Source organism: Roseovarius sp. 10, from assembly GCF_033100315.1.
Classification (GTDB): Bacteria; Pseudomonadota; Alphaproteobacteria; order Rhodobacterales; family Rhodobacteraceae; genus M30B80.
The window spans coordinates 952690-967377 of sequence record NZ_JAWLVH010000001.1; the positions used below are offsets into that span (position 1 = coordinate 952690).

Sequence of the window (14688 nt, forward strand, 5' to 3'; positions counted from 1 at the left end):
TATGTTCTGTAATTGTTCGCAAAACCTTATGTCAGGGTTTACAAGGGTTAAATTTTGCGCACAGGATCGCCGCCATGACACAGTTTCACAGCCGCTATCCCGCCCTGAGCGATCTCAAATCGCATGCCCGTGCGCGCATTCCGCATTTCGTGTGGGAATATCTCGACAGCGCCACTGGGAGCGAGTCCGTGCTGCGGCGCAATCGTGCCGCGCTTGATGCCGTCTTGATGCAGCCCGCAGCCTTGCGCGGGGAAATTTCACCTGACCTGTCCTGCCGCCTCTTGGGGCGGGACTATCCCCAGCCCTTTGGCATCTCGCCCGTGGGGATGTCAGGCCTTGTCTGGCCCGATGCAGAGCGGATTTTGGCAGCATCCGCCGCGCGGGCGCAGATGCCCTATTGCCTCTCGACTGTGGCCACCCGCACCCCCGAAGAGGTGGCAGATCACATTGGCGATCAAGGGTGGTTTCAGATGTATCCGCCGCGCGATGCAGGCATTCGGCGCGATATGCTTGCGCGCGCAAAAGGGGCAGGGTTTCATACGCTTGTGCTAACTGTGGATGTGCCTGCCGCAAGCCGCCGAGAAAGGCAGACACGGGGCGGGCTGACACAGCCCCCGCGCCTCACCCCACGGCTTGCGCTACAGGTGACGCGCTGCCCGTCTTGGGCATTTGGCACCCTAAAACACGGGATGCCCCGGATGCGGCTGATGGATGGATATGCGCCCAAGGAAATGACGGGCGGCACCCTGCCCTCGACCGCGCATATAGGTTACCTTTTGCGCGCCGCGCCCGACTGGGACTATCTGCGCATTTTGCGCGATGAATGGCAGGGCACCTTGATCCTGAAGGGCGTGATGGGGTCTGAGGTCGCCGCCCAAGCCCAAACCGATGATCTGGCGGATGCGATTTGGGTGTCAAACCATGCGGGGCGTCAGTTTGATGGTGCGCCTGCGGCGCTTGACGCCCTGCGCGCCATTCGCCGCGCCACCACCCTGCCCCTCATTTTTGACAGTGGGATTGAAGGGGGATTGGATATTTTGCGCGCCTTGGCCCTTGGCGCAGATTTCATCATGATGGGCCGTGCGTGGCATTACGCGCTAGGTGCGCTTGGCACGGATGGCCCTGACCATTTGGTTGACCTGTTGCGCAAAGACATGATTTCAAACATGGCGCAGATTGGCGCGCGCCGCTTTGCCGACCTGCCCGCGCGGCTGTTAACCCTTTAACCAAAGCGGGCAATTGCCCTCGCCGTGCCTGTTAACAAATGTTAACATGGCCTCCATGACCGAGGCTGACCTGATCCCGATTATTTGCGCGATGCTGCTTGGCGGCGAGGCCGAATTGCGCCTGCCCTATAGCTTGAACGACAGCGCCCATTATGTGCGGGTGGATTGCGTCACAGACACCCATGCTATCGAAATCGGGCTGGATGATCGCCGCTCGTCCCTCGACAGTTTGCAACAGGCCTTGTTTTACGGCGCGCTCTTGGATCGCGCGCCCATGGTGATCTTGATCGACACGGACGGGCGGGAAAACCCAACCGAATTTCAGGTTGAAACCGCAGCGCGGGCCACGGGCGTGGCATACCGCGTGATTGATGTGGATTTCCTGATCCGTCTGCAAATGACCGCGCCATTTCGCAACCGCCGCATCGACACTGATCTGGCGCAATAATTACATTTGAAAAGGGCAAAACCTCATTTTCACGGCTGATTGACTCTTGCCGCGTTGCAGTTAATGCTGCTTTGCAGCGATGACGATAGAACAGATCATAAAAAGTTTTGTGACAGGTGGCCGAACCGCGCGACCTGAGTTTCCTTGCCCCTCCCTTCCGTTTTGACAGCTCAAGGACATGATATGCCCGAATTCAAGAAAATCCTGATCGCCAACCGCGGTGAGATTGCCATCCGCATCATGCGCGCGGCCAATGAGTTGGGAAAACGCACCGTGGCGATCTATGCCGAAGAAGATAAGCTGTCGCTGCACCGCTTTAAGGCAGACGAGGCTTATAAGGTGGGCGAAGGTTTGGGGCCTGTTGCGGCCTATCTGTCGATCCCTGAAATCATTCGCGTGGCAAAAATGGCGGGGGCTGATGCCATCCACCCCGGCTACGGGCTTTTGTCCGAGAACCCCGATTTTGTCGAGGCTTGCGCCGCGGCGGGTATCACCTTTATTGGCCCCAAGGCCGACACGATGCGTGCCTTGGGTGACAAGGCCAGCGCGCGGCAGGTGGCGATTGCCGCAGGGGTGCCCGTGATCCCCGCCTCCGAGGTTTTAAGCGATGACATGGCCCGCGCCCGCGAAGTCGCACGCGAAATTGGATATCCGTTGATGCTGAAGGCCTCATGGGGCGGCGGCGGGCGCGGTATGCGCCCAATCCTTGGCGAAGACGAGCTTGAAACAAAAATCCGCGAAGGCCGCCGCGAGGCAGAAGCCGCCTTTGGCAATGGCGAGGGCTATCTCGAAAAGATGATCACCCGCGCGCGCCATGTTGAGGTGCAGATTTTGGGCGACAGCCATGGCAATATCTATCACCTCTATGAACGCGATTGTTCGGTGCAGCGGCGCAACCAAAAGGTGGTGGAACGCGCCCCTGCCCCCTATCTGACCGAGGCGCAGCGCAGCGAGATTTGCGAGCTTGGTCGCAAGATTGCGGCCCATGTGGGCTATGAATGCGCGGGCACTGTTGAATTCCTAATGGATATGGACAGCGGGAATTTCTACTTCATCGAAGTAAACCCGCGCGTGCAGGTGGAGCATACTGTGACCGAGGAGGTCACAGGCATTGATATCGTGCGCGCCCAGATTTTGATTGCCGAAGGCAAAACCCTGCTTGAGGCCACTGGCGTAGCGGCCCAAGATGAGGTCACGCTTTCGGGCCATGCCATTCAGTGCCGCGTGACAACCGAAGACCCAACCAACAATTTCATTCCCGATTATGGCCGCATCACCGCCTATCGCGGAGCAACAGGGATGGGCATCCGCCTTGATGGCGGAACGGCCTATTCGGGCGCGGTCATTACGCGCTATTATGATAGCCTCTTGGAAAAGGTGACGGCATGGGCCCCCACGCCCGAGGCCGCGATTGCGCGCATGGATCGGGCCTTGCGCGAATTTCGTATTCGCGGGGTTTCGACCAATATCGCCTTTGTCGAAAACCTGCTCAAGCACCCAACATTTTTGAATTACGAATATACAACGAAATTCATCGACACCACGCCGGAACTTTTTGACTTTGCGCCGCGCCGCGACCGCGCAACCAAAATCTTGCGCTATATCGCGGATATTACGGTGAACGGGCATCCTGAAACGGTTGGCCGCCCCCGCCCTGCGGCTGATCTTAAACCACCGCGCGCGCCGCGTGTGGGAACCGATCCTGTCACCGATGGCACAAGGCAACTGCTTGAGCGTGAAGGCCCGCTTGCGGTTGCCAAATGGATGAAAGATCAAACACGGCTTTTGATCACTGACACAACCATGCGCGATGGCCACCAATCGCTGCTTGCGACACGGATGCGCTCGCATGATATGATTCAAGTGGCCCCTGCCTACGCCGAGAAACTGCCGCAGCTGTTCAGCGTAGAATGTTGGGGCGGGGCGACATTCGATGTGGCCTATCGTTTCTTGCAGGAATGCCCATGGCAGCGCCTGCGCGATATTCGTGCGAAAATGCCCAACATCATGACACAGATGCTTTTGCGCGCCTCGAATGGTGTGGGCTATACGAATTACCCTGACAATGTGGTGCAAAGTTTCGTCAAACAGGCGGCGCAGTCGGGGGTCGATGTCTTTCGCGTCTTTGACAGCCTCAACTGGGTTGAGAATATGCGCGTGGCCATGGATGCGGTCGGTGAAACGGGCAAAATCTGTGAAGGCACGATTTGCTACACGGGCAACATCCTTGACCCCAATCGCGCGAAATATGACGTCACATATTATGTCGATATAGCCCGCGCGCTTGAGGCCGCAGGGGCGCATGTTTTGGGCCTTAAGGATATGGCGGGGTTGTTGACGCCTGCCGCGGCATCGGTGCTGATCCCTGCCCTGAAGGATGCGGTTGATCTGCCTATCCACTTCCACACCCATGACACGGCAGGTGTTGCCTCTGGCACCATTCTGGCGGCCAGTGCGGCAGGTGTTGACGCGGTCGATTGCGCCATGGATGCCTTGTCGGGCAATACCAGCCAAGCGACACTTGGCACGATTGTGGAATCCTTGCGCTACACCGAACGCGACACAGGTCTGGACATCGCGGCAATCCGCGAGATTTCGGATTACTGGGAGGCGGTGCGCGCCCATTACTTGGCCTTTGAATCAGGGCTACAGGCCCCTGCATCCGAGGTCTATTTGCACGAAATGCCAGGTGGCCAATTCACCAACCTCAAGGCACAGGCGCGCTCCATGGGCCTTGAAGAACGCTGGCACGAAGTGGCGCAGATGTATGCGGATGTGAACCAAATGTTCGGCGATATTGTCAAAGTGACGCCTTCCTCCAAAGTGGTCGGGGATATGGCCCTGATGATGGTGTCCCAAGGTCTGAGCCGCGCCGATGTGGAAGACCCGCAGAAAGACGTCTCCTTCCCCGATAGCGTGATCGACATGATGCGCGGCAATTTGGGCCAACCCCATGGTGGCTTCCCCCCTGCAATTGTGGCGAAGGTTCTCAAAGGCGAGGCACCAAATTTCGAACGGCCCGGCAAGCATCTGCCCCCCGTTGATCTGGAGGCCACGCGCAAGGAATTGGAAGCTACACTTGATGAGGCGGTCGATGATGAAGACCTCAACGGCTATTTGATGTATCCCAAGGTCTTTACCGATTACGCCATGCGTCACGCCGATTACGGCCCTGTGCGCACCTTGCCTACAAAAACCTTTTTCTATGGGATGGATGTTGGCGAGCAAATCGAAGTCGAAATTGACCCAGGTGTGACGCTGGTTGTGCAGTTGCAAGCGGTCGGGGACACCAACGAAGAAGGCGAGGCCAAAGTCTTCTTTGAATTGAACGGTCAACCCCGCACCATCCGCGTGCCAAACCGCAAAGCCGCCGCAAGCAGCACCAAACGGGCCAAGGCCGAAGGCGGCAACCCTGCGCATATCGGTGCGCCCATGCCGGGGGTTGTGGCCTCTATCGCCGTGTCAAACGGGGCCGAGGTTAAGGCGGGCGATCTTTTGCTGACCATCGAAGCGATGAAAATGGAGACAGGCCTGCACGCAGAACGCAATGGTCGAATCAAATCTGTGCATGTCACCCCTGGCGCCCAGATTGACGCAAAAGACCTGCTGATCGAGTTCGAAGCCTAAGAGATTGTTGCGGCGCTGTGGATAGTGCCGCAACATCCCGATAATCGTTCAACAATCAGAAAATACTCAGCGGAAATTAACCAGTTTCGCCACAATTTGGCCTTTCCAAGCCAGTAGCCATCATCAGGGGCATAGTTTGGAGAGCAACATGAAACATGGCGAGAGGATTACCCGTTTTTTACGGGATGAAACTGGCGCAGTGACCGTGGATTATGTCGTCCTGTCGGGTGCACTCACGGGCGTTGGTGTGACGACCGCCGCGGCAGTATCGGGTGGCGTCAACACCTTGGCGCAAAACATCGCATCAGAACTGATGGGAACATCCGCACAGACGCAAAATATCTTAGCGTCTGACGGGTTCGCGGGCGGGGATCGTGCAGGATGGACGGGCGGCACGGTGATGGATATCGACCAATTTGGTGAACTGTTGGTGATGGCCGCAGGCGAAACCATGACCCGCACAGTTGAGATTCCAGAAGGCACTGAACAGGTGACTTTCTCCTTTGATGTGGCCTCTGGCGACACAGTGGATTTGGAAACCGCCTTCTTTTATCTGAATGATGAGCTGATCACCCACCTCAACTCGCAAAGCCGGCCAACCGCTAGCGAGGAAACCAACCTTGCCTTCCTTGGCAATGATGGTAGCACACCTGCAGGGTTTTCTGCGCGATATGAAACAATCCGTATCAACGAGAATATCGGCGGCGATCCTTATTGGAAGGACTCGATCACGCGGGTTTACCTAACCATGGACAACCCACCTCCTGAGGTGACCTTTGCCATGACAAACAACCTGAACGAAGGCATAGATAATGAATTCTATGGCCTCGACAATTTCGAGGTAAGTTACTGAGCCACGCGGATCAGAACATCCCCCGCCCTGTGCCCATGGCCTTGGGGCGGGGATTTTCCCAACCTGAAATCAGCTCAAAAATGCGCAGGACAAATGGCGCAAAAAAACGCGCGCATTGTGGAATTTCCCCCTTGCAAACCCTGATCCATGGTCATAGAACCCCTCCTCACAGAGCGGGCGTAGCTCAGGGGTAGAGCATTACCTTGCCAAGGTAAGGGTCGTGAGTTCGAATCTCATCGCCCGCTCCAATCTTCAAAATCGAAGATTTCAGAAAAAAACCCTCTCGATTTCGAGAGGGTTTTTTCTTGTGTCATGATTAGACCCAACCGCTTAGGTTTTTGCCTGATAGGGGTGCTGTTTGGCCTGCCACCAGTTAAGCCCCAAAAGGACAAGGATCGCGACAAGACCGATCGCCTCAACCATGGCCGATGACCAAAAGACCGCAACAATCGCAGGGATCAGCGCCGCACGGTGCCAAAGCGCCATTGAGGTGAAAAGGAACCCTTCAAGGACAGCGGCAAAGGCCACAATCCCCGCAAGCGCCAAGATGCCTGCAAAAATGACCATATGCAGCGGGCCACCAAGGATGATCTCTTCATTATAGACCATGAAGAGCGGGATCAGATAGAGGCCCTTGGCGTATTTCCACGCCTGAAAACTGGTCTCCATCGGTTTTGATCCTGCAATGGCCGCGCCTGCGAACCCTGCCAATGCGACAGGCGGGGTGACGTTGCTGTCTTGGCTATACCAAAACACCACCAAATGCGCGATCAACAGCGGCACGCCAAATTCCGTGGTTAAGGCAGGGCCGACCAAGATAATCAAAACGATATAGGCCGCAGTAACTGGCAGGCCCATGCCAAGGATCAAGGAGGCCAAGATCACGAGGATCAACGCCAAGAACAGATTACCGCCTGAGAAGGCCAACATCATGGCCGAGAATTTCAGACCCAACCCTGTGAGCCCGACAACCCCCACAATCACCCCCGCCACGGCGCAGGCGACTGAAACGGCAACTGCGTTGCGCGCCCCAAGTTCGAGCGCCTCAAGGGTTAAGGCCCCGCCACGTTTGCACAGGGCCACAAAGCCTTCGACACTGGGCGCGTCCCTTGAAAATGTCCAAAGCGCGCGTGCCGCAGCCGCCGCCATCACCGCCACAATCGCATAGAACCCCACCCGCATCGGTGAATATCCTGCCACCAATAAAAAGATGAGCGCCACAAGCGGAAAGATGAAATGCCACCCTTCGCGCATCACTTGGCGCACGCTGGGGAGTTCTGCCGCAGTCAAGCCTCGCATCCCCTGTTTGACAGCCGCGATATGCACAAGCAGGTAGACGGCCCCAAAATAGAGAAAGGCCGGGAAAATCGACACCAACACGATGTGAACATAGGGCAATTGGGTAAATTCGCTCATCAAAAAGGCGCCTGCCCCCATCAAGGGCGGCATGATCTGCCCCCCTGTTGAGGCAGCGGCCTCTACCCCGCCCGCTTGGGCAGGGCGATAGCCCAGTTTTTTCATGAGCGGGATTGTGAAGGCCCCCGTTGTGACCACATTGGCGATGGCAGAGCCTGAGATTGACCCCATCCCCGCAGAGGCAACAACCGCCGCCTTGGCAGGCCCGCCGCGTTGACGGCCTGTTGTGGCATAGGCCAGATCAATGAAAAATTTGCCTGCGCCCGTTACCTCAAGGAACGCGCCAAAGAGAACAAATACAAAAATGAATGTCGCAGCCACACCCAAGGGGATGCCATAAATCCCCTCGGCCCCCAACGTCATTTGACTTGCCAAGCGATCCAAGGAATAGCCGCGATGGTTTAGGATGCCGGGCATGAAATCTGCCAAAAACGGCAGTTCCCCGCGCGACCCTGCAAAAGCATAGAGCAAGAACACGCCCGCGATCACCGTCATCACCCAACCGACCGCGCGGCGCGCTGCCTCAAGCACCAAGAGAACAGTCAAAACCCCCATTGCAACATCGATGTCGCGGGGAAAGATTTGATTTGCGATTGTGTCAATGTTTACAGGCACCCATGCCCCAACCGCGATAGAGGCCAGAATGAGAAAGCCGTCTATCGCATAGTCTAAGGGACTGCGCCCTTTGGCGCGGCCACGGGGCGGATAGACCAAGAAACACAGAACAAGGATAAAACCCAAATGGATGGGCCTTTGATAGAACAGCCCCAAGGGCTGAACACCCGCAGCGTAAAGTTGAAACAGCGACAGCGCGATGCCCACCACAGCGATCAAGCGCAGGATCAATTTCGGTTCAGCCGCATCTTTTGGGCCGATATCTGTGATGTCGATTTGATCTGCCATACCCCAAATCCTTTTGTTCGTTACGGGATCAGCGCAATGCGCACCCGCTGATGTTCTGCCATGCGCGAGAGCGAGATTTCAGTCGCGCCCGCGTGGATACGGTGATCCACCGCCATCGAACCTGGCCGCAAGATATAGGCATTGCCTGCGACAGGCTCGTTAATGTCTTCAATGATATAACCGCCCTGCCCGTCAGAGATTTGTCGACCGCGGCCAATGATATGGTCAAGACCCGCGGCAAAATCTGGCAGATGCGACCAAACAAGCACCATTTGCCCGTTCTGCATCGCGTAGCAATCTTGCACTTCAAACCCTTTGACGGAATGCCGCCACAGCACACACCATTCAGCGGGATCAGGAAGGTCAATTTCGGCCAATACCGCGCCCGTCTCAGCCAAACTCACCTCAAGCGAGGCGGCATGAGTGGACTGCGGCAGCAGGAACAGCGCCGCCCCTGCCATCAAAGAGAAAAAAGGGGCAGCGCAGATGCGCCACCCCTTTGCATGACGTCCCAACATTAGGGGCGCATACGGTCAGGAATTGTTGCGCCTGTTTCTTCGTAATACCGAATTGCACCAGGATGCAGCGGGATCGGAGAAGCCGACAAAGTGAAGCTGATCTCGGTTTGGTTCGCCGCAGGATGCACGGCGCGCAGATCTGCAATGTTTTCAAACATCGCTTTGGTGATCTCGTAAACCGTGTCTTCGCTCATCTCAGAGGATGCGACCAAGACGTTTGGAATGCCCAAACCTGCCACGGGTGCATCGACCCCCTCGTAAAGACCGCCTGCCAACTCGGCGCTGGCGAAAATCGGATCAGCCGCTTGCGCTGCGGCAATCTCTTCTTCGCTGAGGGCAATCATGCGGATTGAATTGGTGGTGGCGAGGTTCAAAATGGACGAGGTCGGCGCACCCACCGAGAAGAAACCCGCATCAATGTCGCCATTGGCCAATGCATCTGCGGTTTCGTTAAAGTTCAGGCGCTGCTCGTCAATGTCATCATAGGAAATGCCATTGGCGGTCAAAATAGCCTCTGCGTTCACTTCGGTGCCCGAACCGGGCGCGCCGACTGACACGCGCTTGCCCACCAGATCATCAAGCGTGGTGATGCCGCTATCGGCCAAGGTCACGATCTGCACAAGGTTTGCGTAAAGAACCGCAACGCCGCGGATCATCTCAAGCTGCTGACCTTCAAAGCGACCTGTGCCTGATTACGCCTGAAACACAGTATCGGCCAAACCAATCGCCAGATCCGCGTCCCCTGTGGCCACAAGGCCCATATTTTCTACTGATGCGCCGGTCACTTCGGCTGTTGCAGAATACCCATCAACGTAATTGTTGATCACCTCAGCCAAACCACCCCCCATGGGATAGTAAACGCCGCCTGTGCCGCCTGTGGCGATGGAAAGCTGCTCTTGCGCCGCAACGGGGCTTGCGAGCAGGGCCAAGGCAAAGGCCAGTTTATGCGTATGTTTCATCCGATGTCCTCCCTAGACAATTAATGGTGCCATGGAGGTTGAGTTAAGGTGATGGAGCAAGGGATCAAATATTAATTTCGCTCTGGTTTTCCGAGAGCCCCGAACCAATGGGCGGATAAGGACACATCTGCCCCAGATTTGCGTGTCAGAACCGACACATCGCGTAAATTTGTCCCGCGCATTGGCGGGCTTGGCACGAAAGCCACATCCGCCTATAAGCCCCCTGTGACACAGCACACGATAAGGATATGCCCCATGCGCCGCGCAAAGATCAGCCGCAGCACGACCGAGACATCCATTGAGGTTGAGATCAATCTCGATGGCACTGGTGCCTATGATGTGAAAACAGGGGTCGGCTTTTTTGATCACATGGTCGAACAACTGGCTCGCCATTCGATGATCGATATCACATTGCGCGCGCAGGGCGATTTGCACATTGATGACCACCACACGGTAGAGGATAGCGGGATCGCGCTTGGTCAGGCAATTGCCGAGGCTGTTGGCGACAAGGCTGGGATTCGCCGCTACGGTGCTTGCCTTTTGCCGATGGATGATGCCTTGGTGCGGGCGGCCCTTGATCTTTCGGGGCGACCCTATCTGGTCTGGAATGTGGCCATGACAGCCCCCAAAATCGGCACATTCGACACCGAACTTCTGCGCGAATTCTTTCAGGCGCTCTCCACCCATGGGGGGATCACCTTGAATATTGCACAGCTGGACGGGGTCAACAGCCACCACATTGCAGAGGCGGCTTTTAAGGCCGTTGCCCGTGCGCTGCGCGAAGCGGTGGAAGAAGACCCGCGCCGTGCGGGCGCAATCCCCTCCACCAAGGGCAAGCTGTAATCGCCGTGACCACCGTTCTGATTGATTACGACAGCGGCAATCTGCATTCAGCGGAAAAAGCCTTTCAACGCATGGCGCGCGAAACGGGCCAAGGCATGGTGCGGGTCAGCAACCGCCCCGAGGATGTGGCAACAGCAAGCCGTGTCGTCTTGCCAGGCGATGGGGCGTTTCCCGCCTGCCGCCGCGGCCTCGCCGCGATTGACGGGCTGGAGGAGGCGATTGTCGAAGCGGTGACCAAACGCGCTATTCCCTTTTTGGGCATTTGCGTGGGGATGCAAATGTTGGCCAATGAGGGCCATGAATATGAAACCGTCACAGGCTTTGGTTGGGTCGCAGGCGATGTGCGCAAGATCGCACCCAATGATCCCGCCCTCAAAGTGCCACATATGGGGTGGAATGATCTGGTCATCGACCAACCCCACCCCGTTTTAGAGGGTATCGCCACCGGCGCGCATGCCTATTTCGTGCATTCCTATCATATGGAGATGCGCAACCCCGCTCATCGTTTGGCCCATTGTGATTATGGCGGCGATGTCACCGCAATTGTGGGCCATGCCAATGTGATCGGCACGCAGTTCCACCCAGAAAAAAGCCAAGAGGCGGGGTTGCGCCTGATTGCAAATTTCCTCAATTGGGCGCCGTAACCTCGGTTAGAAAGACCATAGATAAGATGATCCTTTATCCCGCGATTGACCTTAAAGATGGACAGGCCGTGCGCCTTTACAAAGGCGAAATGGAACAGGCGACCGTGTTCAACGACAACCCTACCGCGCAAGCGCGCGCCTTTGTGGACGCGGGCTGTGAATATCTGCATTTGGTTGATCTTAATGGGGCTTTTGCAGGCACGCCCATTAATGGCGCTGCGGTTGAGGCAATTTTGGCCGATGTCGATGTGCCAACGCAGCTTGGCGGGGGTATCCGCGACATGGCCACGATAGAGATGTGGCTTACGCGCGGCATATCACGGGTCATTCTTGGCACCGTGGCCGTGGAAAACCCCGATTTGGTGCGCGAAGCCGCGCGCCACTTCCCCAATCAAATCGCTGTGGGTTTGGACGCACGCGAGGGCCGTGTGGCCACCCGTGGTTGGGCCGAAGAAACCGATGTCATGGTGACCGATTTGGCCAAATCCTTTGAGGATGCAGGTGTGGCCGCGATTATCTACACCGACATCAATCGCGATGGCGCAATGGCTGGCCCAAATATCGAGGCGACCGAGGCCTTGGCGCGCGCAACCACACTGCCTGTGATTGCCTCGGGCGGTGTGTCATCATTGGCTGATCTCATCGCCTTGCGCGACACAGGCGTGATTGCAGGCGCGATTTCGGGCCGCGCGCTCTATGATGGCGCGATTGATCTAGCGGCGGCCTTGGCCGCGTTGCGTGAGGGCGCGTAATGCTCAAGACACGGATCATCCCCTGCTTGGACGTGGCCGATGGCCGCGTGGTGAAGGGTGTGAATTTCGTGGATTTGATTGATGCAGGCGACCCTGTCGAACAGGCCCGCGCCTATGATGCGGCAGGCGCGGATGAGCTGTGTTTCCTAGACATCCATGCCACGCATGAAAACCGCGGCACCATGTATGATCTGGCCACCCGCACCGCGGAGCAATGTTTTATGCCGCTGACCATAGGTGGTGGGGTGCGCACAGTGGAAGATGTCCGCAATCTGCTTCTGGCAGGCGCCGATAAGGTCAGCTTTAATTCCGCGGCTGTGGCTGACCCCGATGTGGTGGCCCGCGCCGCCGATAAATTCGGCAGCCAATGTATTGTCGTGGCCATTGACGCCAAAACCGTCAGCCCAGGTAAATGGGAGATTTTCACCCATGGCGGGCGCAAACCCACAGGGATTGATGCGGTGGAATTCGCAAAACTGGTCACCCAAAAAGGCGCAGGCGAGATTTTGCTGACCTCGATGGATCGGGACGGCACTAAATCGGGCTTTAACCTGCCCCTGACCCGCGCGGTTTCTGACGCGGTGAATGTGCCCGTGATCGCCTCAGGCGGGGTGGGGAATTTGGATCACTTGGTCGAAGGGGTGACCATCGGCAAGGCAAGCGCGGTTTTAGCCGCCTCGATTTTTCATTTCGGAACCTATACGATTTCCGAAGCCAAGGCGCATATGGCCAAGGCAGGTATCCCAATGAGGCTGACATGAGTGATATTCTGACCCAATTGGCCCAAACGATCGAAGCCCGCAAAGGCGCCGATCCCGAAAGCAGTTGGACAGCAAAACTCCTGTCCAAAGGCCCCGAAAAAGCCGCCGAGAAATTCGGCGAAGAGGCGGTTGAGGCCATTATCGAGGCCGTAAAGGACGACAAGGCGGCGCTGACGCGGGAGGCAGCCGATGTGATTTACCACTTGATGGTCATGCTAGCCGCGCGCGATGTTGCGCTCTCAGACGTCCTTGCCGAGCTTGAGCGCCGCACAAGCCAAAGCGGGATTTCCGAGAAAGCCAACCGCTGAAAAAGACGCCTGCGGGCCAAAGGCGCGCAGGCGATAAGTTACGGAACGAGGGACAGTAACAGTGCCCAACATGGCGTTCCGAAGCCACGTTGGCATATGTCAAAGATATGCATGCACAGCGCGCGTAAAAGACGTGCCCACGAATTTGTGAGATCAGTCGAGGATGTCCTCGACCAGATCAAAAATCTCGCCAAAGGCCTTTTTCCAAAGCTTCTTCTTTTTCTTATTCGCGGATTTCTTACGTCCTTGGCCAAATTCTGCAACGGGGCGCGGTTTTGGCGGCGCATATTTCGCTGACCCGCTTGGGGGTTTCAGCGCCTTCATCTCATGCAAAGGCGCGCCACATGATCCACAGGCCAGTTCATGCCCACCCCGCGCGGTTAGTTCCAGAACCGTGCGCCGCCCACAATAGCAGCAGGTGGCAAGTTTGCGATCATGGGGCATTGGCACCCCTCCTCATTACGGCTTTGCTCTTACCGCATATAGGGAGACTGCCGCCGCATTTGAGACATTGAGCGATCCAAATTCGCCCAAAAAGGGGATTTTGACCAAATGGTCGCATAGTTCGCGGGTGCGTTCCCGTAATCCTGGCCCCTCAGCCCCGAGAACCAAGGCAAGGGGGCGATCCCGATATTGATCTGCGATGCAGTCAATCTCATCTTCAGCCTCGCCCGCAAGGCCGAGGCAGATATATCCCATCGCCTTAAGTTCTTCTATCGCATCACCAAGGTTTTTGACCCGCAGATAGGGTTGCCGCTCCAACGCGCCCGAGGCCGTTTTGGCAAGCGCACCTGTCTCGGGCGCGGCATGGCGGGCGGGGGCGATCACCGCACGCGCGCCGAAAACTTCGGCTGAGCGTAGGATTGCACCGACATTATGCGGGTCTGTGACCCGATCGAGCAGCAACAGCCGCGCAGGCCCGTGACCATCCGACAACGCCAGATCAGCCAGACTGCCCCAATCGAGCGCCTTAACCTCGAGGGCTGCCCCTTGATGGACAGATTGCGGATCAAGCGGCGCGTTGAATTTGCGCGGATCCACCAATTCTGGCTCAATCGCGGCCGTTGCAATCGCATCGGCCAGTTTGTCATATGCGTTTTTGGTAACAATCAGGCGCAATTTCTGCCGCGCCGAATTCATCAGCGCATCTCGCACTGCGTGCAGTCCAAACAGCCAAATCGTAGCGGCCGCAGCCGCCTTTGCGCCGCGTTCCTTTTCCACCACCCATGTTGGTTTTTTTGCCATGGCTGACCTTGATCACTCTGCGCGAAAAACTGCAAGCCAAAAGCGCGCATTTGCCCTTGACCCTGAGGCCTGTGGCGGCTATCCCGCCTCTCGCGTCGGGCGACGTGCTGCAAGGTGCGGCAGCGGACTGTAACTCCGCCGGGGAGACCCATGCCTGGTTCGATTCCAGGGTCGCCCACCATTCT

13 protein-coding genes, 2 tRNA genes and 1 pseudogene are annotated in these 14688 nt (G+C 57.0%); 11 read left to right on the forward strand and 5 right to left on the reverse strand.

Annotated elements, in window-relative coordinates; genetic code table 11:
* Nucleotides 1–74: 74 nt before the first annotated feature.
* The 5 genes from RYZ18_RS04815 to RYZ18_RS04835 all read left to right on the forward strand — a co-directional run bounded on the left by RYZ18_RS04815 (nucleotide 75) and on the right by RYZ18_RS04835 (nucleotide 6402).
* Entirely contained in the window at nucleotides 75–1226 is a 1152-nt protein-coding gene (locus RYZ18_RS04815) for an alpha-hydroxy acid oxidase (protein WP_317655237.1), read from the forward strand.
* A 55-nt stretch (nucleotides 1227–1281) separates the two neighbouring features.
* Nucleotides 1282–1674, forward strand: a complete 393-nt coding sequence (locus RYZ18_RS04820) for a hypothetical protein (protein WP_317655238.1) — start codon at nucleotides 1282–1284, stop codon at nucleotides 1672–1674.
* A gap of 183 nt (nucleotides 1675–1857) precedes the next feature.
* Complete coding sequence (locus tag RYZ18_RS04825; RefSeq protein WP_317655239.1) at nucleotides 1858–5301, forward strand: pyruvate carboxylase; 3444 nt, start codon at nucleotides 1858–1860, stop codon at nucleotides 5299–5301.
* Nucleotides 5302–5449: 148 nt separating this feature from the next.
* Nucleotides 5450–6154 carry a Flp family type IVb pilin gene (locus RYZ18_RS04830; protein ID WP_317655240.1) on the forward strand — a complete coding sequence of 235 codons (705 nt, stop codon included), beginning with the start codon at nucleotides 5450–5452 and terminating at the stop codon, nucleotides 6152–6154.
* 173 nt (nucleotides 6155–6327) lie between these two features.
* Nucleotides 6328–6402, forward strand: a tRNA-Gly gene (locus RYZ18_RS04835).
* Nucleotides 6403–6484: 82 nt separating this feature from the next.
* Here RYZ18_RS04835 and RYZ18_RS04840 read toward each other — a convergent pair.
* From RYZ18_RS04840 to RYZ18_RS04850, 3 genes and pseudogenes are all read right to left on the reverse strand, one after another.
* Nucleotides 6485–8473: a TRAP transporter permease gene (locus RYZ18_RS04840; RefSeq protein ID WP_317655241.1), complete on the reverse strand. Its 1989-nt coding sequence runs from the start codon at nucleotides 8471–8473 to the stop codon at nucleotides 6485–6487.
* Between the two features lie 20 nt (nucleotides 8474–8493).
* Nucleotides 8494–8991, reverse strand: coding sequence for a DUF1850 domain-containing protein (locus RYZ18_RS04845; RefSeq protein ID WP_317655242.1), 498 nt, complete (start codon nucleotides 8989–8991; stop codon nucleotides 8494–8496).
* A pseudogene (locus RYZ18_RS04850) lies at nucleotides 8991–9950 on the reverse strand (TAXI family TRAP transporter solute-binding subunit). The gene RYZ18_RS04845 and the pseudogene RYZ18_RS04850 overlap by 1 nt, the downstream one beginning before the upstream one ends.
* A gap of 255 nt (nucleotides 9951–10205) precedes the next feature.
* Here RYZ18_RS04850 and hisB point away from each other — a divergent pair.
* The 5 genes from hisB to RYZ18_RS04875 are packed head-to-tail and all read left to right on the forward strand — an operon-like array spanning nucleotide 10206 to nucleotide 13258.
* Nucleotides 10206–10793, forward strand: coding sequence for an imidazoleglycerol-phosphate dehydratase HisB (gene hisB / locus RYZ18_RS04855; protein ID WP_317655243.1), 588 nt, complete (start codon nucleotides 10206–10208; stop codon nucleotides 10791–10793).
* A 5-nt stretch (nucleotides 10794–10798) separates the two neighbouring features.
* Nucleotides 10799–11437, forward strand: coding sequence for an imidazole glycerol phosphate synthase subunit HisH (hisH, locus tag RYZ18_RS04860; RefSeq protein ID WP_317655244.1), 639 nt, complete (start codon nucleotides 10799–10801; stop codon nucleotides 11435–11437).
* A 26-nt stretch (nucleotides 11438–11463) separates the two neighbouring features.
* Nucleotides 11464–12189 (forward strand): 1-(5-phosphoribosyl)-5-[(5-phosphoribosylamino)methylideneamino]imidazole-4-carboxamide isomerase, encoded by a 726-nt coding sequence (gene hisA / locus RYZ18_RS04865; RefSeq protein WP_317655245.1) that lies wholly within the window; start codon nucleotides 11464–11466, stop codon nucleotides 12187–12189.
* Nucleotides 12189–12950, forward strand: a complete 762-nt coding sequence (gene hisF, locus RYZ18_RS04870; protein WP_317655246.1) for an imidazole glycerol phosphate synthase subunit HisF — start codon at nucleotides 12189–12191, stop codon at nucleotides 12948–12950. Before hisA ends, hisF begins: the two co-directional genes overlap by 1 nt.
* Complete coding sequence (locus RYZ18_RS04875) at nucleotides 12947–13258, forward strand: phosphoribosyl-ATP diphosphatase (RefSeq protein ID WP_317655247.1); 312 nt, start codon at nucleotides 12947–12949, stop codon at nucleotides 13256–13258. The genes hisF and RYZ18_RS04875 overlap by 4 nt, the downstream gene beginning before the upstream one ends.
* A gap of 153 nt (nucleotides 13259–13411) precedes the next feature.
* Here RYZ18_RS04875 and RYZ18_RS04880 read toward each other — a convergent pair whose 3' ends face one another.
* Complete coding sequence (locus RYZ18_RS04880; protein WP_317655248.1) at nucleotides 13412–13702, reverse strand: hypothetical protein; 291 nt, start codon at nucleotides 13700–13702, stop codon at nucleotides 13412–13414.
* A 15-nt stretch (nucleotides 13703–13717) separates the two neighbouring features.
* Nucleotides 13718–14503, reverse strand: a complete 786-nt coding sequence (gene rlmB / locus RYZ18_RS04885) for a 23S rRNA (guanosine(2251)-2'-O)-methyltransferase RlmB (RefSeq protein WP_317655249.1) — start codon at nucleotides 14501–14503, stop codon at nucleotides 13718–13720.
* A 97-nt stretch (nucleotides 14504–14600) separates the two neighbouring features.
* Here rlmB and RYZ18_RS04890 point away from each other — a divergent pair.
* Nucleotides 14601–14684 (forward strand) — tRNA-Tyr (locus RYZ18_RS04890).
* Nucleotides 14685–14688 lie beyond the last annotated feature (4 nt).

Bases quoted from the DNA above. Each gene is read 5' to 3' on its own strand.
- hisF (WP_317655246.1), top strand. From the start codon at position 12,189: ATGCTCAAGACACGGATCATCCCCTGCTTGGACGTGGCCGATGGCCGC.
- RYZ18_RS04875 (WP_317655247.1), top strand. From the start codon at position 12,947: ATGAGTGATATTCTGACCCAATTGGCCCAAACGATCGAAGCCCGCAAA.
- rlmB (WP_317655249.1), bottom strand. From the start codon at position 14,503: ATGGCAAAAAAACCAACATGGGTGGTGGAAAAGGAACGCGGCGCAAAG.
- RYZ18_RS04825 (WP_317655239.1), top strand. From the start codon at position 1,858: ATGCCCGAATTCAAGAAAATCCTGATCGCCAACCGCGGTGAGATTGCC.
- RYZ18_RS04830 (WP_317655240.1), top strand. From the start codon at position 5,450: ATGAAACATGGCGAGAGGATTACCCGTTTTTTACGGGATGAAACTGGC.
- hisB (WP_317655243.1), top strand. From the start codon at position 10,206: ATGCGCCGCGCAAAGATCAGCCGCAGCACGACCGAGACATCCATTGAG.
- RYZ18_RS04845 (WP_317655242.1), bottom strand. From the start codon at position 8,991: ATGTTGGGACGTCATGCAAAGGGGTGGCGCATCTGCGCTGCCCCTTTT.
- hisA (WP_317655245.1), top strand. From the start codon at position 11,464: ATGATCCTTTATCCCGCGATTGACCTTAAAGATGGACAGGCCGTGCGC.
- RYZ18_RS04880 (WP_317655248.1), bottom strand. From the start codon at position 13,702: ATGCCCCATGATCGCAAACTTGCCACCTGCTGCTATTGTGGGCGGCGC.
- RYZ18_RS04815 (WP_317655237.1), top strand. From the start codon at position 75: ATGACACAGTTTCACAGCCGCTATCCCGCCCTGAGCGATCTCAAATCG.
- RYZ18_RS04840 (WP_317655241.1), bottom strand. From the start codon at position 8,473: ATGGCAGATCAAATCGACATCACAGATATCGGCCCAAAAGATGCGGCT.
- RYZ18_RS04820 (WP_317655238.1), top strand. From the start codon at position 1,282: ATGACCGAGGCTGACCTGATCCCGATTATTTGCGCGATGCTGCTTGGC.